This window comes from Halovivax limisalsi (genome assembly GCF_023093535.1).
Lineage (GTDB): Archaea > Halobacteriota > Halobacteria > Halobacteriales > Natrialbaceae > Halovivax > Halovivax limisalsi.
Window position 1 is genome coordinate 2,740,408 of the sequence record NZ_CP095757.1, and the last position, 20,070, is coordinate 2,760,477.

At 66.6% G+C, this 20,070-nt stretch carries 21 protein-coding genes and 1 tRNA gene; 11 read left to right on the forward strand and 11 right to left on the reverse strand.

What is annotated here, in order from left to right:
• Nucleotides 1-4: 4 nt before the first annotated feature.
• The 5 genes from MXA07_RS12750 to MXA07_RS12770 form a co-directional block, all read right to left on the reverse strand.
• Nucleotides 5-379: a DUF8055 family protein gene (locus MXA07_RS12750; RefSeq protein ID WP_247728976.1), complete on the reverse strand. Its 375-nt coding sequence runs from the start codon at nt 377-379 to the stop codon at nt 5-7.
• A gap of 40 nt (nt 380-419) precedes the next feature.
• Complete coding sequence (locus MXA07_RS12755; protein ID WP_247728977.1) at nt 420-2,099, reverse strand: FAD-dependent monooxygenase; 1,680 nt, start codon at nt 2,097-2,099, stop codon at nt 420-422.
• Nucleotides 2,099-3,673 carry an electron transfer flavoprotein subunit alpha/FixB family protein gene (locus tag MXA07_RS12760; RefSeq protein ID WP_247728978.1) on the reverse strand — a complete coding sequence of 525 codons (1,575 nt, stop codon included), beginning with the start codon at nt 3,671-3,673 and terminating at the stop codon, nt 2,099-2,101. Before MXA07_RS12760 ends, MXA07_RS12755 begins: the two co-directional genes overlap by 1 nt.
• 2 nt (nt 3,674-3,675) lie before the next feature.
• Nucleotides 3,676-4,539, reverse strand: a complete 864-nt coding sequence (locus MXA07_RS12765; protein ID WP_247728979.1) for an electron transfer flavoprotein subunit beta/FixA family protein — start codon at nt 4,537-4,539, stop codon at nt 3,676-3,678.
• Nucleotides 4,540-4,771: 232 nt separating this feature from the next.
• Nucleotides 4,772-5,632, reverse strand: coding sequence for a polymer-forming cytoskeletal protein (locus tag MXA07_RS12770; RefSeq protein WP_247728980.1), 861 nt, complete (start codon nt 5,630-5,632; stop codon nt 4,772-4,774).
• Between the two features lie 181 nt (nt 5,633-5,813).
• On the opposite strand from MXA07_RS12770, the gene MXA07_RS12775 reads away from it, so the two are divergent.
• Nucleotides 5,814-6,011, forward strand: coding sequence for a DUF5800 family protein (locus MXA07_RS12775; RefSeq protein ID WP_247728981.1), 198 nt, complete (start codon nt 5,814-5,816; stop codon nt 6,009-6,011).
• Here MXA07_RS12775 and MXA07_RS12780 read toward each other — a convergent pair.
• Nucleotides 6,008-6,565, reverse strand: coding sequence for a DUF7097 family protein (locus MXA07_RS12780; protein ID WP_247728982.1), 558 nt, complete (start codon nt 6,563-6,565; stop codon nt 6,008-6,010). The two genes, MXA07_RS12775 and MXA07_RS12780, sit on opposite strands and share 4 nt — an antisense overlap.
• Nucleotides 6,566-6,837: 272 nt before the next feature.
• Between MXA07_RS12780 and MXA07_RS12785 the strand changes: the two genes are divergently transcribed.
• Together MXA07_RS12785 and MXA07_RS12790 are read left to right on the forward strand one after the other, a co-directional pair.
• Nucleotides 6,838-9,417, forward strand: coding sequence for a methyl-accepting chemotaxis protein (locus tag MXA07_RS12785; protein WP_247728983.1), 2,580 nt, complete (start codon nt 6,838-6,840; stop codon nt 9,415-9,417).
• Between the two features lie 121 nt (nt 9,418-9,538).
• Nucleotides 9,539-9,889, forward strand: coding sequence for a DUF192 domain-containing protein (locus MXA07_RS12790; protein WP_247728984.1), 351 nt, complete (start codon nt 9,539-9,541; stop codon nt 9,887-9,889).
• 1 nt (nt 9,890) lies between these two features.
• On the opposite strand, the gene MXA07_RS12795 is transcribed toward MXA07_RS12790, so the two are convergent.
• Together MXA07_RS12795 and MXA07_RS12800 are read right to left on the reverse strand one after the other, a co-directional pair.
• Nucleotides 9,891-10,097 (reverse strand): hypothetical protein, encoded by a 207-nt coding sequence (locus tag MXA07_RS12795; RefSeq protein WP_247728985.1) that lies wholly within the window; start codon nt 10,095-10,097, stop codon nt 9,891-9,893.
• Between the two features lie 212 nt (nt 10,098-10,309).
• A tRNA-Ser gene (locus MXA07_RS12800) sits at nt 10,310-10,394 on the reverse strand.
• A gap of 137 nt (nt 10,395-10,531) precedes the next feature.
• Between MXA07_RS12800 and MXA07_RS12805 the strand changes: the two genes are divergently transcribed.
• Together MXA07_RS12805 and MXA07_RS12810 are read left to right on the forward strand one after the other, a co-directional pair.
• Complete coding sequence (locus MXA07_RS12805; RefSeq protein ID WP_247728986.1) at nt 10,532-11,482, forward strand: AAA family ATPase; 951 nt, start codon at nt 10,532-10,534, stop codon at nt 11,480-11,482.
• 213 nt (nt 11,483-11,695) lie between these two features.
• A complete protein-coding gene (locus MXA07_RS12810) occupies nt 11,696-12,247 on the forward strand; it encodes a hypothetical protein (RefSeq protein ID WP_247728987.1) in 552 nt (183 codons plus the stop codon).
• Between the two features lie 311 nt (nt 12,248-12,558).
• On the opposite strand, the gene MXA07_RS12815 is transcribed toward MXA07_RS12810, so the two are convergent.
• Both MXA07_RS12815 and MXA07_RS12820 read right to left on the reverse strand, forming a co-directional pair.
• The gene (locus MXA07_RS12815) at nt 12,559-13,518 is read right to left on the reverse strand and encodes a zinc-dependent metalloprotease (protein WP_247728988.1); all 960 of its coding nucleotides are present in this window, start codon (nt 13,516-13,518) and stop codon (nt 12,559-12,561) included.
• Between the two features lie 40 nt (nt 13,519-13,558).
• A complete protein-coding gene (locus MXA07_RS12820; protein ID WP_247728989.1) occupies nt 13,559-13,843 on the reverse strand; it encodes a hypothetical protein in 285 nt (94 codons plus the stop codon).
• A 221-nt stretch (nt 13,844-14,064) separates the two neighbouring features.
• Between MXA07_RS12820 and MXA07_RS12825 the strand changes: the two genes are divergently transcribed.
• The 4 genes from MXA07_RS12825 to purF all read left to right on the forward strand — a co-directional run bounded on the left by MXA07_RS12825 (nt 14,065) and on the right by purF (nt 17,585).
• Complete coding sequence (locus tag MXA07_RS12825) at nt 14,065-14,280, forward strand: LSM domain-containing protein (RefSeq protein ID WP_247728990.1); 216 nt, start codon at nt 14,065-14,067, stop codon at nt 14,278-14,280.
• Nucleotides 14,277-14,453 (forward strand): 50S ribosomal protein L37e, encoded by a 177-nt coding sequence (locus MXA07_RS12830; protein ID WP_247728991.1) that lies wholly within the window; start codon nt 14,277-14,279, stop codon nt 14,451-14,453. Before MXA07_RS12825 ends, MXA07_RS12830 begins: the two co-directional genes overlap by 4 nt.
• A 302-nt stretch (nt 14,454-14,755) precedes the next feature.
• Nucleotides 14,756-15,976: a hypothetical protein gene (locus tag MXA07_RS12835; RefSeq protein WP_247728992.1), complete on the forward strand. Its 1,221-nt coding sequence runs from the start codon at nt 14,756-14,758 to the stop codon at nt 15,974-15,976.
• A gap of 100 nt (nt 15,977-16,076) precedes the next feature.
• A complete protein-coding gene (gene purF / locus MXA07_RS12840; RefSeq protein WP_247728993.1) occupies nt 16,077-17,585 on the forward strand; it encodes an amidophosphoribosyltransferase in 1,509 nt (502 codons plus the stop codon).
• Between the two features lie 59 nt (nt 17,586-17,644).
• On the opposite strand, the gene MXA07_RS12845 is transcribed toward purF, so the two are convergent.
• Nucleotides 17,645-18,208 carry a DUF420 domain-containing protein gene (locus tag MXA07_RS12845; RefSeq protein WP_247728994.1) on the reverse strand — a complete coding sequence of 188 codons (564 nt, stop codon included), beginning with the start codon at nt 18,206-18,208 and terminating at the stop codon, nt 17,645-17,647.
• Nucleotides 18,209-18,374: 166 nt separating this feature from the next.
• Between MXA07_RS12845 and MXA07_RS12850 the strand changes: the two genes are divergently transcribed.
• Entirely contained in the window at nt 18,375-18,512 is a 138-nt protein-coding gene (locus tag MXA07_RS12850) for a hypothetical protein (RefSeq protein ID WP_247728995.1), read from the forward strand.
• Nucleotides 18,513-18,646: 134 nt separating this feature from the next.
• Nucleotides 18,647-19,990 carry an alkaline phosphatase family protein gene (locus tag MXA07_RS12855; protein ID WP_247728996.1) on the forward strand — a complete coding sequence of 448 codons (1,344 nt, stop codon included), beginning with the start codon at nt 18,647-18,649 and terminating at the stop codon, nt 19,988-19,990.
• Nucleotides 19,991-20,070: the final 80 nt, after the last annotated feature.

The window sequence follows — 20,070 nt, forward strand, 5'->3', positions numbered from 1 at the left end:
CCAGCTACGGGTCCGCCGTCCGGTCCGGAACGCCCGTCAGCAACTGGCCAACGTCGTGGACGTTCCGCGTTTCGAGTAACAGCTCGGCGGCCGTTCGCAGGGAAAACGACGCGTCGAGCTCGACGCCCGTCGCCCGCGCGTAACACGCGAGCCAGTCGTTCATCGCGCCCTCGAGCGCGTCGTACTCGGCCGGCGAGAACTGGACGAAGCGTCCGCCGGTACGACCCTCGACGTAGAGCCAGATCGCTCGACCGGCCCCCTCGCGCAAGTACGTCCGTTCGGGGTCGTCGGCCGCCTCGCCGGGGGACGATTCGCACCGCTCGCGATCGCGTTCGGCCTGCCGAGCCAGCGCCAGTACGCGTGCTCCGGTCCGTTCCATGGTTACGTGCGGACTGTTGTGCGGGCGAACGGTCCCGCCGTCAGCCCTGCTTGAACTCGACGCCCTTGCCGCCGCTCGGGTGCTCCCACTCGGTGTCGGCGACGATGGCGCAGGTGCCACACTCGACGCAGGGCTGGGTGTCGAGACTCACCAGTCGCTCGCTGGAACCGTTGGTCTCGACGACCTCCGAGCGATAGCAGCCGCCGCCGAAGTCCTCGGCGCTGACCGGACACGCGCTGACGGCGGCGCCGCTTTCCTCGTAGGACGGATCGACGAGTTCGATGTGCGGATTGCCGACGTCGGTGTCGTACGTGAGGTCGCCGATGCGCTCCTCGAGGCTCGGCGGTTCGACCTCGTTCTCCCACTGGATCGTCCGGCCGAGTTCCTCGCCGAGAACCGTCGGCAGCGTCACGTACCCCGTCTTCGTGTCGGGCAACATTCCGACCATGAACGGCGAGTTGTACGCTCGCTCGAGGAGCTTTCGCGAGAGCCGATTCGTCGCGGCGAAGCGACCGACGCGCGAGGTGAGCACGCCGTCGACGACGCGGGTCACCAGGTCGCGCTCGGCGAGGACGCTCGTCGCCCGGTAGCGCCGGGGGCGCAGCTTGCCCATCGTGCCGGACTGTTCGAGCATGTCGACGTAGCGTTCGCCGGCCGCGCCGACGGCGGGGCTCGAACGCGTGGTCGCGAACGCGTCGGCCGCGAGCGCCCCCGCCGTGACCGCGTGGTTCATCCCCTTGATGATGGGGCCCTGGGCCTGCATCTGCCCGGCCGCGTCGCCGACGAGCAGCAGGCGACCGCGGTAGGGCGAGGGGTGGGCGACCTTCTTCGAGTCGGGTACCAGCTTCGCGCTGTACTCTCGCTCGCGGTAGTCCTCGCCGAGCCACTGCGAGAGCAGCGGGTGGGTGAGCAGCGAGTCGAGTAACTCGTGCGGTTCGGCCTGCTCCGCGACGAGGCTGTCGAGGTGGAAGACGGTGCCGATGGAGACCGACTCCTCGTTCGTGTAGAGGAAGCCCCCGCCGCGGACGTCCTCGAAGAGGTCGCCCGAGAAGAGGTGCGCGACGCCCTCGTCCTCGCTCACGTCGAAGCGATCCGCGATCACCTCGGGGTCCATCTCGACGACGGCCTTGACCCCCTGGAACCACTCGTCGGGCTCCTCCCAGTCCATCAACCCGGCGTCGCGCGCGAGCTCCGAGTTGACGCCGTCCGCGGCGATGACCACGTCGGCGGTGATCGGATCGAGTTCGTCGCACGTGACGCCGACGATCTTGCCGTTCTCGCGCAGCAGGCCGTTGACGCGGACGTCCGTCAGGACCCCGCCGCCGGTCTCGGCGGTCCGCTCGTGGACCCGCGCTTCGAGCCAGGAGTCCATCTTCCGGCGCAAGACGGCGTCGCACCAGTCGGTGTCGTGTTCGTGGAGGTCGGTGAGCGGGAACGACTTGACCTTGTTGCCCGCGATGTTGTGGATCTCGTACTCCGTCACCGGCCGCTCGGCGGCCTCCTCGCGGAAGCCGTCGAAGAGGTCGTCGATGGTGTATGGTGCGGACTCCTCCCCGTAGATGAGGCCGCCCGAGACGTTCTTCGATCCGGCCTCGACGCCGCGTTCGAGGACGAGCGTCTCGACGCCGTGATCCGCGAGTCGCGCCGCGGCGGCCGCCCCGCCGGGGCCGCAGCCGACGACGAGCGCCTCGTAGTGCTCGTACTCGCCGTTTCCGGCCATCAGTCCCCACCTCCGTCGGTCATCGCCTCGGTCTCCAACTCGCCGCGCTCGACCGCCTCGGTCACCCGTGGTAACACCTCGAAGAGGTCGCCCTCGATGAAGTAATCCGAGAAGTCGCGGATCCGGGCGTCGGGATCCGTGTTGATCGCCACGATCGTGTCCGATTCGTCCATCCCGACCTTGTGCTGGACCGCGCCGGAGACGCCGGCGGCGATGTAGAGGTCGGGCGCGACGACCTGGCCCGTCTCGCCGATCTGGCGCTCCTCGGCCGTGTAGTCCTCGACGTGGCCGTCGAACTGGTACGAGGAGGTCACGATCCCCCGGGTGATGCCGAACGCCGCGTCGTCGAACGCGTCGACCAGGTCGAGCCCGAGTTCGATTCCCTCGGTCGGGTCGTCGCCGATGCCGCGTCCCAGGCAGACGACCACCTCGTGGCCTGTCAGGTCGACGCCCTCCGCCAGCGTGTCGTGCTCGGTCACCGAGACGACGAACCACTCGTCCTCGAGGTCCAGTTCATGTTCGACGACCTGGCCCTCGCGACCGGGATCCGGATCCGGGACGTCGAACGTCCCCGGGATGACCGACGCGCCCTGCGGGTGGAAGTCCCGGTCGGGGTTGTCGATACAGAGGATCGTCGAGTACTCGAACCCGGAGAAGTCCGGCCGCTTCATGTGCAAGATCCGATCGAACACCTTCTTCACGCCGGGTTCGCCGGTCTTGACCGGGTTCGAGATCTCCTCTTCCTCGATGAAGAGGTCCGAACAGTCCGAGGCGAGCCCGGAGTCCAGTTCCGCCTGCACGGTCGCCGAGAGGTCGCGGCCGTTGTTCGTCGCCGGGAAGAGGACGTACCGCGGCTTGTCGTACGTCCGCCAGTCCGTGCTCTCGGCGCTACCCTCGCCGCGGGCCATCCGGGCCATGATCTCCGTATAGGGCGTGTTGAGGAAGCGATCCAGACGGTCGTCCTCGTGGTAGAGTGCGACGTCGGCGCCGTAGTGGATCGTCTCCTCGGCGAGATCGGCACACTCGTCACCGATGACGACCGCGACCACGTTCTCCTCGTCCCCGTAGTCCGCCGCGTACTGGTCCATCAGTTCGCGGGCCTTCCCGAGCATCTCCTTCGAGACGTCCAGCAGTTCGCCCTGCTGGGTCTCGCAGTAGACCCACATGTCCGCGTAGTCGCCGCCCTGGAGCGCCCGGACGTGCTTCTTGTCTCGCGTCGGGTGCGAAAGGCCGTCGTCCTCCTCGTCGGCGTCGTCATCCGCCGGCGCGTCGGCCTCGTCGTCCGCGTCCCCTTCGTCCTCGGTAGCGTCCTCCGCATCGTCTCCACCTGTGGTGGATTCAGCGTCTTCGCCCGTGTCTTCGGCCGTCTCTTCGTACTCGCCTTCGGTCTCCGACTCGTCGACCTCGCCCGCCTCGCGAAGCTCGTCCATCCGCGCCTCGATCGCCTCGCGGGCCGTCTTGCGGTCCTGTCCCTCGCGTTCGGCGTCGAGGACGTCCGCCAGTTCGTCGAGGTCGTCGACGTCGGAAAGCGCGTCTCGAAGCTCCGAGACCGTGTGGTCATCCGGGTCCACCATCGTCACTCACCCCCCGCGAACGGGGCCATTTCGTCGACGACCTGCGACATCCCGTCCGGGTCCGCCGGATCCACCATCGTCGCTTCGCGTTCGGATGGCGCCTTCGGAATCGGATCGACCGACGAGACGATCGTCGGCGAGCCGTCGAGGCCGATGTAGTCCGGGTCGAGGTTGAGGTCCTGGTGGTCCCACACCGTCAGGTGATCCTCGTAGTTCGCCGCACGTTCGCGCGTCTCCCGTCGGAGGCGCTTGTGTTCGAGTCGGTGGGAGGCCTTGCGATAGGTCGGTTCGAACTCCGGATCCGCGACGACCAGGCTCGGGGTCGGCCCCTCGACGGTCTCGATCTCGTCGACGTCGCCCTCGACGAGTCGTTTCGCGCGGATCCGACCGTCGTCGGGGTCGATGTCGAGCGCGGCAGCGTGGGTGATCATCGGCCAGCCCATCGCCCAGGCCGTTTGCGGGCCGGTGTGGCCCGTCTCGCCGTCGGCGGTCTTGAAGCCCGCAAAGAGGAGGTCGATCTCGCCGACCTCCTCCTGGAGCTTCTCGAGACCGGCGCTCAGGGTGATGGCAGTCGCCCAGGTGTCGGCCGCCGCGCACTCGCGGTCTGACAGCAAGTAGAGTTCGTCGGCGTAGACCGATTCCATCGCCTCCTCGAGGACCTCCTTGTACCCCGGCGGGCCCATGCTCATCACGGAGACCGTCCCGCCGTGGCGGACGCGCGTCTGCAGCGCGGCCTCGAGCGCGAACGCGTCGTTCGGGTTCATCACCGTCGGCGTCTTGCCCCGTTCGAGGTGGCCCTCCTCGTTGAACGAGACTGCCCCCTCGCTGAAGTCGGGGACGCCCTTCGTGAGCACGACCGATCGCATCACGCCCACCTCGTTCGATCCGTGTTCGCTTGTCCCATGTTCATCCTCCACGTTCGGAGGAATCGGTAATAAGATACGGGGGTGACAATCGGCTCACCGAACGGGTTTTCGCGGGTGAATCGTCAAAAACGGCTTCGTCCGATCCACGAATCGACTCGCACCCGCCAGAACTCTTCGGAGACCGACAGTTCCCGACGACGAAAACCCGTCGCTCAACCGTCGCCAGCCCGTCTCACTCCATCCGTCCGGGATCCGTCTGCATCGTGATCCGGCCGGCGGCCCGCATCGTGCCGTCGACGGCCGCTTCCGTCCCGAGTTCGAGCGCGCCACAGGAGAGGTCGCCGAGGACGCGCACGTCGTCGCCGAGCGTGATGGTCCCCTCGCTCGTCGTGACGTCGCCGTGGACGGTCGTTCCCGCCGCGATCTCGATGTCGTCCTGCGCGCGAAGGCTCCCGAAGATTTCGGTGTTCTCGCCGACGGTCATCGACGTCGCGCGGATGTTGCCGTGGAGCCGACAGTCGTCGCCGATCGTCGCCGGGGTCGAGACCCGCCAGGCGTCGTCGCTGACCGTCGCGCCGGCGGGGACGACCAGCGGGTCGACGGACGGCTCGTCGCTCGATTCGTCGTCGACGAGTTCGTCGATAAAGCGCTGGGCCGCTTCCTCGTCGCCCACCACGAGCAGGTGTTTCAGGTAGACGAACAGCAGCACGATCGTCGGCATCGGGTTCCGAATGACGATCCAGCCGTTGGCCTCGAACCCCTCCTCGATGTCGACGTCGTCGCCGATGTCGAGGTCGCCGGCCACTTTCAACTCGCCGCCGATGTGGACGCGCTCGCCGAGGTAGGCGTCGCCGCCGACGAGGACCGACTCCGCGACGTCGCACCACATGTCGAGGCGACAATCGCCCTCGGCCTCGATCCCGCCGCCGAATCGCACGCCCTCGCCCGCGACCACGGTCCCGCCACGGATCCCGAACTCGATCGTCGCCCGCCCGCCGACGAGGACGTCCCCCTCGGTGACCAGATCGCGCTCCTGAGCCTCCGTTCCGTCGGGCACGACCAGCGTCTCGAGCGGATCGCCGTGGCGAGTCACAGTCGATCGGAGTGCGTCGGTCCTCTTAAACGCCCGTCAGACGCCCGGCAGACGCAGCAGGAGGGGTTCGAGGACCCGCCGAACCCGGTCAGGCGAGAGTACTGGCGACGGAATGGCGGCCCGCTCCCGGTGGGCCCGCCGAGACGACTGGTTTTTCACCACACCCCCCATAGCCGGCGGTATGACTTCGCTCGCGTTCGACGACAAGGGCGTCGACGTCGTCTACGAGGGAACCGAGTTCCGCCTCGAGAAGTCGTTGATCGAGGAGGCGACCGAGAAATCCTATCACGACGTGACCGACCACGAAGTGCTGCAGATGGTGGCCGAGCATCCCGACCTCGGCGGTGAGCCGCGCCGAATCGGCGATATCCTCGACTAGTTCGATCCGGACTCCTCGCGTCGGGTCGCCGCGGACTCGAAGGACAGTTCCGCCTGCTCGCGACTGCGGCGGTCCTCCCGCGCCGCGATCGCCTCGGGATCCGGGTTGACGTCGTCGGTCAGTCTGGCCCACGAGTCGTGGATTTTGGCGTGACACCACCGACAGAGGTAGACCGTGATCTCGTGATCGGTTTCCACGCCGGTGTCGTAGGAGAGGTGGTGTTCCTCGAGGAGCGGGCGCTCGTCGGAGTGGGCGTCGCGATGCTCCTCGAGGCCGCAACGAACGCAGACGCGATCGCGTCGCCGACAGCGAAAGTGCGGACACCGCTCCCACTCCGGTTCGGCGTCGTCATCGTCCGTCGCCGTCGCGTCCTGCTCGTCGGCGAAGACGCACTGGTACTCCGCTTCCGCGCGGTCGCGGGCGAACGACGGGTCCCGCTGTGGCCGTTCGACGGCCAATCGACACCGCCCCTCGTCGGTGAGATGATCGCACCGATCGACGAACGCGTAGGGGTCGTCGACGCCGACTGACGTCCCCCGTGGCGTCTTCTTCATTCGTCGACGCGTTCGCCGTCGACGCCTATCTTCGTTTCGACGTCGGTCGATCCGTTCACTGCTTCCGAGCCCCGACGATCCGTTCCCGGCGGCGATAAAGGGAAAAATTCCTTACACATGTGAGGGAGGAGCGTGCCAGTCGGCCGATGACGTCCTCGTAGGAGGCGGAAATTCGACCGGAACGGCCGCAACATTCCGGCATTCCGGAAATTATTGGCCGAAACGTTTTCATGCTTGAAACAACCTCCTCCAATCAGTATACTGGGGGACTCATGATCGGAAAGTTACGTACCGTCGTTCCGACGCCCGTTCGTCGGAGCTATGCACTCAAATTTGGAATCGCACTCCTCGTTCTCGGCCTCTCGGTGGGACTGATCGGGCTGGTCGGAACGACGATGATCACGGATAGTGTCGAAGAACGAACGTTGCAAACGCAGGAGGAACAGGCGGCTCAGGAGGCGATGCGCCTCGACTCCTGGGACGAGCAAAACTCCCAGGTAACGTACGACATCGCCCGGACGCCAGTCTTGCAATCCGATGATCCGGCGGCCATCCAGGACTTCCTCGACGAACTGACGTTCGACTTCGAGGGCGCACACTACGTCGACGGGACCACCCACGAGATCCTCGCCTCGACGACGTCCAGCGCCGAGACGCTCGACGACATCAACTTCACGGCGTCGTCCGCGCTCGCCCCGGGCGAGACCCTCAACGTGAAACGGACCGAGCCATACATGAACGATCCGCAGGGCCAGTACGAAGACCCGCAGCCCGTCGTGGCCTATCACGTCGGGATCACCGGGTCGGACGCCGTCCTGATCGTGACGATGAACCTCGCCGACTACGGCAGTGAGACGTCGGACGATACCGTCGTCACCGTCGTCGACGACGAAAACCGCATCGTCGCCGACGATCTCCTGCCCGGGTTCGACCGGAGCAAGTCGGAGTTGGAACTCACGTACCCGGCGTTCCTCCGGGCGTACGACGATCCGGACGACTTCCTCGCCGACGCGACGGCGGGCGACGCCGCAAACCGGAGCGGGGCCGCCGTCTACAGCGGTAGCGGGAGCAGCGCGCTGCAGGGCCACCCGTACAACTTCACCTCCGACGAGTACGTCGGCGCCTATCACGGGACCGAGATGGGCTGGACCGTCCTGACGCACACGCCGACGGAGAGCGCCTACGGGTTCGTCGACACGGTCAACACCTACGGCCTCTACGCGACGATCGGCGGCGTCTTGCTCATCGGCCTCTTCGGGGTCGTCCTCGGGCGCAACACGGCGACGTCGATCGACCGGCTGACGGACAAGGTCGCAGAGATGGAGTCCGGCAACCTGGACGTCGAATTCGAGAGTCCCCGCATCGACAACATCGGACGGCTCTACGACGGCTTCGCGGAGATGCGCGACCAGCTCAAATCCCAGATCACCGAAGCCGAGGAGGCGCGAGCCGAGGCCGAGGCCGAACGCGAACGCGTGGAGGCGATCAACGAGGACCTCCAGCGAACGGCGGCGAGTTACTGCGACGTGATGGCCGAGGCATCGGACGGCGATCTGACCGTTCGGATGGATCCGGACGAGACGGACAACGAGACGATGGCCGACATCGGTCGCGACTTCAACGCGATGCTCACCGAGATCGAGGCGACCGTCGAGAACCTCAACCGCTTCGCGAGCGAGGTCGCGACGGCCAGCGAGCAGGTGACCGCCTCGAGCGAGGAGGTTCGCTCGGCCAGCGAGCAGGTCAGCGAGTCCGTCCAGGAGATCTCCGACGGCGCGAGCGAGCAGTACGACTCGCTGCGGTCGGTCGACAACGAGATGAACAACCTCTCGACGACGACCGAGGAGATCGCCGCCTCCTCGAACGAGGTCGCGGACGTCGCCGAGCGAACGGCCAGAACCGGCCGCGAGGGCCGCGATTCGGCCCGCGAGGCGATCGACGCGGTCGAGCAACTCGAAGCGGAGCGAGAATCCGTCGTCGAGGAGTTCGAACGGCTCAGGTCCGACGTCGGCGAGATCGACCAGCTTGTCGATCGCGTCTCGGAGATCGCAGAGCAGACCAACATGCTCGCGCTCAACGCCAACATCGAGGCCTCCCGGTCGGCCGGCGGAGACGACGACGGCGGCTTCGCGGCCGTCGCCGCGGAGGTCAAGGAGCTCTCCCAGGACGTCAAGGCGGCGACCGAGGAGATCGACGAGCAACTGGAGGACATCCAGACCCAGACCGAACGGTCCGCCGACGAGGTCGAACGCACGAGCGAGGAGATCACGCGCGTCGGCGACCTCGTCGGCGAGACGGTCGACGCGCTCGAGGAGATCGCCGAGTACGCCCAGGAGACCAACGACGGCGTCCAGGAGATCTCCGCGGCGACCGAAGAACAGGCCGCCTCGACCGAGGAGGTCGTCGCGATGGTCGACGAGGTGGCGACGATCTCCGAGCAGACGACCGAAGAGGCCGAAAGCGTGGCCGCGGCCGCGGAGGAGCAGACGACCGCGATGACCGAGGTGTCCAATTCCGCGGATCAGCTCACCGAGCAGGCGATGACGCTCTCGGAGGCCCTCGATCGATTCGAGACGGACGCCGATCCGGATGCGTCGACGCTCGAACCCGACGGACGTGACGACAGCGCGGACGAACCGGACGACGGGGAGACGTTCTCCTTCGAGACCTCGACGGCGACCGAGACCGACTCGCCCGACGGTGACGCGGACGCTGACGCCGAAGCCGACGCCGACGAGGTGGACGCGACCGGAGACGAATCAGCGTCGGACGACCCAGCCGACGACGATGGCGAGGCGACCTGGGAACTCGCGGACGACGACGAGGGAGAAACCTTCTCGCTCGACGGCTGACGGGGCCGCAACCGACGACCGACGCTTGCGGTCTTCGATTCGGCGCACGTATCGGACCGACGGCAACCGAGTACCGGAGACGGACAGTACGTTTATTCGATCGGCGGCCGGATCGATCGGTGTGCGCCTCGTCCACGAACCGAAATCGGGAGCGCCGACGACGCTCGCGGCGGACGTCGAGACGGCCGACGGCTGGATGCGGAAACTTCGCGGACTGATGTTTCGACGGTCCCTCCCCGCGTCCTACGCCCTGGCGTTCCGGTTCGACGCCGTCAAGGCCCGCGACGTCCACATGCTGTTCGTCTTCGTTCCGCTCGACGTCGTCTGGGTGGCCGACGGCGTCGTCCAACGGGTCGAACGGCTCCCGCCGTGGCGCGGCTACGCGCGCGAAGCGTGCGACCTCATCGTCGAACTCCCCGCGGGGGCCGCTGCGGACGTCGAACCCGGCGACGCGGTCGAACTCGAGTCCTGAGTCACTCGCTCGATTCGAACGGATTCCGGCTGGCGACCCCCCACGGGTCGAGCAGGTAGACGAATCCGAGGAAGACCGACAGCCCGATCGCGACGACGCGCGCCCCGAATTCGATCGTCGAATCGACGCCGCCCGTCGCCGTCGTCGCGATCAGGGCCGCCACGACGAACCAGAGCGCGGCGAGGATCACTCGCTTTCGCGGTTCCATGACGGAGCGTTTCGAGTCGGTCGGCGAAAAAGGATCGATTCCGATCGCGTCGTTGACGGAATAGCTTCCGGAACGCGCCGAGAGGGAGAGTTGAACCACGGGCAGACGACGCCCTCGCCGTGCTCGGGGACTGGGACGTCCCTGGTTCAAATCTCCGTGGGGGATTTCGCGGTTCAGCGACGCGCTCCGCTCGTCGGTTGGGACCGTGAAAACGCCGAGAGGGAGATTTGAACTCCCGTGTCCGTGAGGACAGCAGATTTCGAATCTGCCGCCTTGGCCGGGCTAGGCTATCTCGGCTCACGCTGACGTAGTCGACTCCGGATGTTATTGGTTTCGATTCGACGCGGTCGGCCGGTTCGCCGTCGCCGGATCCGGGTTCGGTTAGGAACCTGGCGAATCGGAAGGAATATCTGTCAACGCTCCGATCGGCCGGTATGGACGTCTCACAGGCGAGCGCCGAGTGCGAAACCGTCATCGAGCGGGTTGGCGAGGCGGTGATCTCCGACCGGCGCTTCTTCGAAGACGTACTCCTGGGCGTCGTCGGCCGCGGTCACGTGCTGCTCGAGGACGTTCCCGGCACCGGGAAGACGCTGACCGCTCGCTCGATCGCGGACGCGCTCGGCCTCTCGTTCTCGCGGATCCAGTTCACGCCGGACCTGCTGCCCTCCGACGTGACCGGGACACACATCTACGACGAGGGCGACGGCAGCTTCGAGTTCACCGAGGGACCGATCTTCGCCAACATCGTCCTCGCCGACGAGATCAATCGCGCACCGCCGAAGACCCAGGCGGCGCTGCTCGAGGCGATGGAGGAAGGGCAGGTCACCGTCGCCGGCGAAACGCGGACGCTGCCCCGGCCGTTTTTCGTTATCGCCACGCAGAACCCGGTCGAACAGGAGGGGACGTTCCCGCTCCCTGAGGCCCAGGTCGATCGCTTCCTCGTCAAAACCTCGCTCGGGTATCCCGGCGCGGACGGCGAGGTCGAACTGCTCGAACGGCGCGCCGATCGCGAAGCGCGCAGCCCCTCGGTCGAACGGGTGTTCGAGCGAGAGCACGTCGAGACGCTGCGGCGCGTCCCCGAATCGGTCCGCGTCGACCCGGACCTGCTCGAGTACATCGCCTCCCTCGCACGCGAAACGCGCCGCGACGGCCGCGTCGAGATCGGCGTCTCGCCGCGAGGGACCCAGCGGCTCTTCGAGGCCGCCCGCGCCTACGCCACCATCGTCGGGAGCGAGTTCGTCACGCCGGACCACATCAAACGCGTGGCAACGCCCGTGCTGGCCCACCGACTGGTTCTCACACCGGACGCGACGGTCAGCGACGTCGAGAAAGCCCAGATCATCGAGAGCGTCCTGGAGTCGGTCCCCGTCCCGACCGTCGATTGAGGGAGACGGAATCGGACGACCCTGCCGATCGTCCCGCAAGGCGCCGGCAGGACCGAGGGCCATCGCGTCGCCGACCCGCAACGCCGGCGGGAGATTCCGCCGGCGGAAATGTCGCCGGACTCCAACACGGTCGATCGAACGGAGCACTCGACCCCCGGCTTCGGGTTCGCCCGTACCGATACGTTCATTCGTCGCCGATTCCAAGGCGAACGTATGCGGATTCGAGAGTGGAACGACCTGCTGGCCGACGTCACCGATCGGTCGGTCGAACCCGGATCCTGGCGCGCCGTCGCCGGTGATCGCGCCGGCGGGATCGGGGAGGATCTCTACCTCGCGCACCCCGACGCCGGCGTCTACCTCCTGAAGACGTACGCGAAGAACCCGTACCAGGTCGACGGCTACGGCGCCAGAGTCGCCCGTCGGATCGACGACGAGATCGACGACTACCTTCCCGCCGACGACCCGGGCGGTCGCTTCGCCGTCCAGACGCCGCCGGAGGACGAATCCCACGCCGAAACCGTCACGAATCGCCTCCAGACCGTGATCGAGACCCACGCCGACGCGCCGACGACGCCGCAGGACTTCTTCGACGACGTGATGGACGCCGTCGAGAGCCCGGCGTTCGGCCCGATGGACTACGATCAGTTCGACCGACCAGACGAGCTCGACGAACTCAGCGACACGTTCGAAGACGAGGAGGACCTCCTCGACGCCGAACTCGACGATCTGATCGAGACCGACGACGTCGATCGCGGCTTCATGTGACGGGCGTCTCTACCGACCGGAGAGGCGACGACCGATCCCGTAGCGGAGCGTGAAGCTGGTCGCGGGGGGATCGTGCGGCGCGCGGGAATCGACGGAGTCCGAGCGGTCGACAGTCACCGCGGGCGACGTCGACAGCGCTGCCGCTCTGACGGCAGGATTCGTCGAAAAATGGCGGGTTGTATCCCGCCGATGTCAGAGGCAGGCACCCCACTACTGGTGCCAGATACGTCTAAGCCCCTCTACTACGTAGTAGTACCACCTAATCGTTTAGGAAACCGGATTCTGGGCGCGTCACGCCGCCTCGAACGCCGTCACGTCGATTCCAGTCGGTCGATCCATGCCACCGGATCGTCGAGTTCGGTCGTCGTCGGCAATCGGTCGGGTCCCTCCCAGACGCGGCTCGCGAACGCGAGGTCGCGGCGCTCGGCGACCGTCTCGAAGAAGCGCTTGCCCCGCTCGTACTGGCGGCGCTTGAGACCGAGTCCGAGTAGCCGACGGACCAGCCGTTGCAGGGGCGAGCCGCCCGAGCGACGCTCGTCGAGTTTCCGGCGGAGGTCGGCGTACTCGTCGTCGAACGCATGGTCCATCAACAACTCTGCGTAGCCCTCGACGACGGTCATGGCGGTATCGAGCGTGCGCAAGGCGTCGGTGTCGAACGAGCCCGTCGACAGCGACTCGATCCCGGCCTCGACGTGGCGTTCGAGGTGGTCCGTGAGCCAGGGAGCGGTGGAGAACTCCGCCGCGTGGGTGACCTCGTGGAACGCGATCCAGCGGCGGAACCGGTCGTAGTCGATCGAGAGTTCCTCGGCGACGCGGACGATGTTCGGCCGAACGAAGTAGAGCGCGTGCGCCCGATCCGGGCGCTCCGCCAGCAGGAGCGGGTCGTACTGGCCGAGGACGTTCCGGCCGAGATAGGAGAGCAGGACGGTCATCGTCCCCGTGTTGATCGTCCGGGAGAGCTGGGGGAAGCCGCCGACGTGGCGCTCGACCGGCGACATGACCCGGCCGAACGTCTCGACGTTCGCGTCGATCCAGTGGTGGCGGTTCTGGATCTGGACGGCGTCGGGGAGGTCGACGTCGATCGCGGTGACGCGCTCGATGCCAGCGCGGGCCGCGCGCACGTCGCGCCGATAGCCGTCGCGTTCGCCCGGCTCGAGGTCGATCGCGCCCGGCGGCGTCGCCGATTTCGCCGCGTCCGCCGCGGCCGCCCAGTCGATCGCGCCGTTCCCGGACGCGCTCGCGACCACGCGAGCAGTTCGATACAGATTCACACCCTGGCTACGCGGAGGGTTCTCAAAAGGGTTCGGAGACTCAGCCGACGACGACCTCGCGATCCTCGGTGGTCGGTTCCTCGTCGGTCCCGCGAACCTTCTTCACGGCGACGGCCAGCCCGGCGAGCGCGACCAGTCCCACGAGCAGTGCCAGGACGGATCGACCGCCGTCCGATTCCGACTCCTCCGCCGTCGACGACCTCGCGTCGGCCGCCTCCACGTCGCTCTCGTCGTCGGTGCCGACCACGCTCGAGAGGGTGCGCGGGCCCAACTGCGTGTCGCCGTCGAGGTGCAACTCGAACAGAGTGACCTTCGTTTCACCCATACGCAGCCGGTCAATGGAGAGGAACTTAGCCGTTTTGTTCGTTCGAGCGTCCGCACGGACCGGGAGGGTAAAACGAACCCTGACGGTCCGCGGTGTCGAATCCTCGAGGATTCGGATCTGCGTCTTCGATCGGTCCTCCCGCCCGAAATCGAACGCTGGTGGAGAAATTTCGACCGGTGTCGACCGGTATCGTTAAGTGACCGGTACATGCCCTGTTGGGTATGAGCGGCCGACCACTCGACGTCCTCGAGGCGGCACTCGGGGAACACGTCACCGTCCGGTTGAAAAGCGGCGAGGAGTACGCCGGCGAACTGACGGGCTATGACCAGCACATGAACCTCGTGCTCTCGGGCGGCGAGAGGACGACCGACGCGGACGCATCGGGCGAAGACACAACGATTATACGCGGCGATAACGTCGTGTCGATCACTCCATGACTGGTTCAGGAACCCCGAGTCAGGGCAAGAAGAACAAGACCGTTCACGTGACGTGCCGTCGCTGTGGCGAAGCCTCGTACCACACGAAAAAGGAACGCTGTTCGGCCTGTGGGTTCGGCAAATCGGCCAAACGCCGGGACTACAACTGGGAATCGAAGGCCGGCGACAACTGAACGGGGCTGTTTCTCGCAGTCGCGCGAACGACCCGTTCTCTTCTACCGCGGCCGAACGATTGTCCGAGCCGCTCACCCATCCGTCGGTTTCTACTCGACGGTCGTCGGTTCCGTACCGGTTCAGTCTTCGTCCGGACCGGCCTGTAGCACGCTCTATACGGATGTTCACCGGCAGCATATGTTCCGCCTCAGAAGTAGCCCGGTTCAACCCGGAAAACCGGCATCCACCTCGGTGAGTAATAATATCCTATTGTTAGCAATAGAAACATTTATTCCAAACGAATTAGAATACTGTCTTGTATATGTCACCATCACAGCAGGTCCCGACCCGCCGAACGGTGTTACGATCGCTCGCCGCCGGTACCGTATTCGGGATCGGCGGCACGACTGCCGCCGCAGCCGGGACTGGCGCCCGGTCGAGCCGGTCGACCACCGACGAGGCCGGTGGCGAGTGTGGCGACGAAACCGAGACGACCACCGAAACAGGCTTTCTTTCGTGGTGGAACGAGGGCGACGTGTACACGTATTCGACAACCACAAGCGAGCCCTGCGGCATCGAGATCGAACTCGACGGGCCGGGTGAGTTCGCGAACGTCGACCTGTACGTTACCTACGACGGGCGCGAACCGACCACAGGCGACTACGACGATCGGTCCACCGGACCGAGTGACGACGAAGTGATCGAATCCGACCTCGATGGTCAGACGGACGTCGGTATCCTCGTCCACGACGCCCAGGGCTGGGGCGAGTACACGCTCACCGTCACGGAAACGGGTGAGAGCGACGAACTCGGGAAACGACGGTTCGAAATCGCCGCGGAGGCGACGATACAGGCGGACCCGGTCGAGGAAACGACGTTCGAAACGGGGTGGATGGAACTCGGTCCCCACCTCCAGGTGCAGTGCTCCGGGCCGGCGTACGACCAGGGGACCGTCTACGTCGACGGACTCACCCGGAACGATGAGATGGTCGAGGACTTCACGGACGTACCGACCGGACCGCTCGAGGACGCCGAGGAATGGGAAATCACGAAAGGTGACGGGGGCGATCCCGCCGAGTTCACAGTGATCGAAGACGAAGACCGGGCCCTCGCCGGATCGAAGCTCCTCGAGATCGATGTCGGAACGGCCACGAGTGCCGTCGCGAGACCGGCCTTCGATCCGTCCTCCGTCGAGGTCGGGGACAGACTGGGGGCTCGCTTCCGCCACGAAGGGACCGGGGGCGACGACGCGGCCACGCCGGTCGTTCGCTGGTTCACGGACGAACCGACGGACGGCCACTTCGGGTTCGGAACCGGCGTGTACGAGGCCGGTCACGGGCAGTACTGGGGCGGGACCTCCCAGGCTCGAGCCTGGGGCCAGGAGCAAGTCGAGGAGTACGGGGCCGGCACCCGCGGCTGGCAACCGGGCGAGTCGACGACCGCACCCGGTCGTGCGGCTCTGACGGATATCGACGTCGACGACGGCGTGTGGTACGGAATACGTCTCGAAATCCTCGATATCGAGCACGAGGGCGACGGCTGAGGAGAGAATCCAAACCGTATCGAGGTGTCACCGCCGGGAGCAGCGAACCGGCCGGGCCGAATACGGAGCCTTTTATCGCCTCGACTCGCAAGGGTCTCGTATGACTGACGGGCGGGGCGAGACACCCCTCCGGGCGGGACCGACGGAGAAGTGTGGCGTCGTCGGAGTGAGCCTCGACGATCGCGTTGCGGTGCGTCCGCTGTACTACGCGCTCTACGCCCTGCAACACCGGGGCCAGGAGTCGGCCGGAATCGTCACCCACGACGGCTTCCAGCAACACAGCCACGTGGAGATGGGCCTCGTCGGCGACGCGTTCGACGAGGAAGATCTCGACGGCCTCAAGGGCTCGGCCGGCATCGGCCACGTGCGCTACCCGACCGCCGGGAGCGTCGACAAGGGCTGTGCCCAGCCCTTCTCCGTCTCGTTCAAGAGCGGGTCGCTCGGCCTCTCGCACAACGGCAACCTCGTCAACGCCGACGAACTGCGCGACGAACTGGCCGGACTCGGCCACGCCTTCACCAGCGACGGCGACACGGAGGTCATCGCGCACGACCTGGCGCGCAACCTGCTCGAGGCGGACCTCATCCGCGCCGTCAAGCGGACGATGAGCCGGATCCACGGCTCGTACGCGCTGACGATCTGTCACGACGACACCGTCCTCGGCGTGCGCGATCCGCGGGGCAATCGACCGCTCTGTATCGGAGCGGTCGAGGACGGCTACGTGCTCGCCTCCGAGTCGGCGGCGATCGACACCCTCGACGGCGACCTCGTCAGGGACGTCCGACCGGGCGAGCTGATCGTCCTCGAACCCGACGGCTCGGGATTCGACTCCTACCAGCTCGTCGACGCTGACGACACCGCCCACTGCTTCTTCGAGCACGTCTACTTCGCGCGTCCGGACTCCGTGATCGACGGTCACCTCGTCTACGAGGTGCGTCGCGAACTCGGCCGGCAACTGTGGGCCGAGAGCGGCGTCGAGACGGACGTCGTGATGCCGGTACCCGACTCCGGGCGCGCGTTCGCGAGCGGCTACGCGGAGGCGGCGACCGAGACGACGCCGGCGGGCAACGGGCGCGGAGACGGCGAAACCGGTCCGGAGTTCGCCGAGGGGTTGATGAAGAACCGCTACGTCGGCCGGACGTTCATCATGCCGACCCAGGACGAGCGCGAGCGAGCCGTCCGCCTGAAGCTCAACCCGATCAAGAGTACCGTCGAGAACAAGACGGTGACGCTGATCGACGACTCGATCGTCCGCGGGACGACCTCCACGCAGCTCGTCGACCTGCTCAAAGACTGCGGTGCCGAAGAGGTCCACATGCGCATCGGCGCCCCGCCGATCGTCGCGCCCTGCTACATGGGCATCGACATGGCCACGCGCGAGGAACTCATCGCGGCCGAGAAGAGCGTCGAGGAGATCGCCGCGACCATCGACGCCGACAGCCTCGCGTACCTCTCGACGGGCGCCATCGCGGACGCGCTCGAATCGTCCCGATCGGACCTCTGCATGGGCTGTGTCACCGGCGAGTACCCCTACGACATCGAGGGCGAGGAGACCGACCGCGAGGTCGTTCGGCCGTCCGTCGGGACGAGCGCGCCGGCGGACGATTGAGTCCGTCGGCCGGGCAGACCCGCAACCCGCCTCACTGTTTCGGTCTCAGCGTCCGGCCGTCAGTAGAGCACACGATTGAGGAGGTAGACGACGATCCCGAGACCGAACGATACCATCCACAGCGGCGCGACGACGCGACCGACCCGGGCGTGAGCCGTCTCGCGAAGGGCCCGGACCTCGTGGCTCAACGCGAGCAGTAGCGCGTAGTACAGCAGCGGAATGCACACCATCGCCAGGCCGACGTGACCGATCAGGATCGGCAGGTAGACGGACCGGTAGACGGCCTCCGGGCCGGAAAACCCCGCCGCGCCGCCGGTAGCGACGAGCCGGTAGAGGTACAGCGACAGGAAGAGCGCGAACAGGGCGACCGAGAGGCCCATCAGTCGGCGGTGCCGGGAGACGTCACCGCGACGGATGGCGCGCCAGCCTGCCGCGATGGTCCCGATCGCCACGGCGCTAATGGCGACGTTGGCGGTCGGAATCGCCGACAGCAGCGCTTCGGGTGCTGCGGGCACCGTCGACGAGGGGATGCGACCGCCGGCGGCCGCGACCACCAGCGCCAGCGAGCAAATCGAGAGGAGCGCGGCGAGCGCGGGCACGTGACGGGGCGCGAGACGTGTCATCGGGTGGAACCTGCGGTCGAACGGCCAAATTCGTTGCCGTTTGGCTCGAGCGGTCCCCGGCTTGCCACGCCGGCGGCCTCGCCATACCTCGGAGTTATCGCCCGTCGGCCCGACATACATTATGAGCATGGGTAATCTTTTGGGGACCCAGTGCGTACCGTCTTCCATGGCGACGAACCAGCGACCCTCCGCGTCCGGTCCAGAATCGCCGCCCGAACCGGCGGACGGGGCGGGAATGGCCCACCCGACGGTCGTCCCGACGAACTTCGACGGACCGTCGTCTCGAACGTCGGACGACGAGTGACGGGATCGATTCCGGCAAGAATCGACGTCGCTTCGGACGAGACACCGCCGGGACCTCGGACCGACTCAACTACGATTCTCGAAATCAGTCTCCGGAGACGAACCTTCTTGTAGCCGGTCGAACTACGCCCCCGCATGGGTCTGTTCGACCGGTTGCGAGGAGACGGCGATCCGCGGGTCGCCTTCATCGGAATCGACGGCGTGCCGTACAGTCTGCTCGACGGACACCCCGATCGATTCCCGAACTTTGCGGCGATCGCCCGCGAAGGGTCGGCCGGCGAGATTTCGAGTATCGTCCCGCCCGAATCGAGCGCCTGCTGGCCGTCGCTGACGACCGGCGTCAACCCCGGTTCGACCGGCGTCTACGGCTTTCAGGACCGCGAAACGGGAACGTACGACACCTACGTGCCGATGGGCCAGGACGTCCAGGCCACCCGCATCTGGGATCGCGTCACGGAGGACGGTCGGTCGGCGAACGTGTTCAACGTCCCGGTCACGTTCCCGCCGCAGCGCAACGTCGACCGGATGGTCTCGGGCTTTCTCTCTCCCGAACTCGACGCCGCGGCCTACCCCGACGACGTGGCCGACTACCTCGAATCGATCGGGTACCGCATCGACGTCGACCCGAAACTCGGGCACGACGACGACAAGACCGAGTTCATCGAGGACGCTCACGAGACGCTCGACGCCCGGTTCGAGGCGTTCGATCACTACCTCTCGGCCGACGACTGGGACCTCTTCATGGGCGTCTTCATGACGACCGATCGCGTCAATCACTTCCTGTATCGCGACTACGAGCGCGACGGCGAGTACGTCGAGGACTTTCTCGCCTTCTACGAGAAAGTCGACGAGTACGTCGGGCGCATCCGCGAGCTCCTCCCGGACGACGTGACCCTCGTGGTCGCGTCGGATCACGGCTTCACCAGCCTCGACTACGAGGTCCACTGCAACCGGTGGCTCGAGGAGGAGGGCTGGCTCAGCTACCGCACCGACGACCCGGAGGAGTTGAACGACATCGCCGACGAGTCGCGCGCGTACTCGTTCATTCCGGGTCGGTTCTACCTCAACCTGGAGGGCCGCGAACCGCGCGGAACGGTGTCGCCCGAGAAGTACGACGACGTGCGCGACGAACTCGCCGCGATGCTCGAATCGCTCGAGGGGCCGAACGGCGAGGCCGTGGTCGAGCGCGTCGTCGAGAAGGAGTCGGCGTTCCGCGGCGATCACGACGCCATCGCGCCCGATCTCGTCGCGATCCCGGCGAACGGCTTCGACCTCAAGTCGGGGTTCAACGGCGACGGGCCCGTCTTCGACACCGGCCCGCGAATCGGCATGCACAGTTTCGACGACGCGTCGCTCTACATCGACGACCCGGACGCCTCGATCGGCGAGGCGGACCTGTTCGACATCGCCCCCACGATCCTCGACCTGATGGACGTCGAGTTCCGCCGCGGCGAATTCGACGGCGCCAGCCTGGTCTGATCCCGCCGTCCGGGCCGCGGGCGCCACGTTCAGATCGATCGACGACGGCGAGTGATTCGGTCCGCGACTGCCATCGATTT

Excerpts from the sequence above, each read along its gene's own strand:
- MXA07_RS12750 (WP_247728976.1), bottom strand. The coding sequence starts at position 379 with ATGGAACGGACCGGAGCACGCGTACTGGCGCTGGCTCGGCAGGCCGAA.
- MXA07_RS12755 (WP_247728977.1), bottom strand. The coding sequence starts at position 2,099 with ATGGCCGGAAACGGCGAGTACGAGCACTACGAGGCGCTCGTCGTCGGC.
- MXA07_RS12760 (WP_247728978.1), bottom strand. The coding sequence starts at position 3,673 with ATGGTGGACCCGGATGACCACACGGTCTCGGAGCTTCGAGACGCGCTT.
- MXA07_RS12765 (WP_247728979.1), bottom strand. The coding sequence starts at position 4,539 with ATGCGATCGGTCGTGCTCACGAAGGGCGTCCCCGACTTCAGCGAGGGG.
- MXA07_RS12775 (WP_247728981.1), top strand. The coding sequence starts at position 5,814 with ATGACTTCGCTCGCGTTCGACGACAAGGGCGTCGACGTCGTCTACGAG.
- MXA07_RS12780 (WP_247728982.1), bottom strand. The coding sequence starts at position 6,565 with ATGAAGAAGACGCCACGGGGGACGTCAGTCGGCGTCGACGACCCCTAC.
- MXA07_RS12785 (WP_247728983.1), top strand. The coding sequence starts at position 6,838 with ATGATCGGAAAGTTACGTACCGTCGTTCCGACGCCCGTTCGTCGGAGC.
- MXA07_RS12795 (WP_247728985.1), bottom strand. The coding sequence starts at position 10,097 with ATGGAACCGCGAAAGCGAGTGATCCTCGCCGCGCTCTGGTTCGTCGTG.
- MXA07_RS12805 (WP_247728986.1), top strand. The coding sequence starts at position 10,532 with ATGGACGTCTCACAGGCGAGCGCCGAGTGCGAAACCGTCATCGAGCGG.
- MXA07_RS12810 (WP_247728987.1), top strand. The coding sequence starts at position 11,696 with ATGCGGATTCGAGAGTGGAACGACCTGCTGGCCGACGTCACCGATCGG.
- MXA07_RS12820 (WP_247728989.1), bottom strand. The coding sequence starts at position 13,843 with ATGGGTGAAACGAAGGTCACTCTGTTCGAGTTGCACCTCGACGGCGAC.
- MXA07_RS12825 (WP_247728990.1), top strand. The coding sequence starts at position 14,065 with ATGAGCGGCCGACCACTCGACGTCCTCGAGGCGGCACTCGGGGAACAC.
- MXA07_RS12830 (WP_247728991.1), top strand. The coding sequence starts at position 14,277 with ATGACTGGTTCAGGAACCCCGAGTCAGGGCAAGAAGAACAAGACCGTT.
- MXA07_RS12835 (WP_247728992.1), top strand. The coding sequence starts at position 14,756 with ATGTCACCATCACAGCAGGTCCCGACCCGCCGAACGGTGTTACGATCG.
- purF (WP_247728993.1), top strand. The coding sequence starts at position 16,077 with ATGACTGACGGGCGGGGCGAGACACCCCTCCGGGCGGGACCGACGGAG.
- MXA07_RS12845 (WP_247728994.1), bottom strand. The coding sequence starts at position 18,208 with ATGACACGTCTCGCGCCCCGTCACGTGCCCGCGCTCGCCGCGCTCCTC.
- MXA07_RS12850 (WP_247728995.1), top strand. The coding sequence starts at position 18,375 with ATGGCGACGAACCAGCGACCCTCCGCGTCCGGTCCAGAATCGCCGCCC.
- MXA07_RS12855 (WP_247728996.1), top strand. The coding sequence starts at position 18,647 with ATGGGTCTGTTCGACCGGTTGCGAGGAGACGGCGATCCGCGGGTCGCC.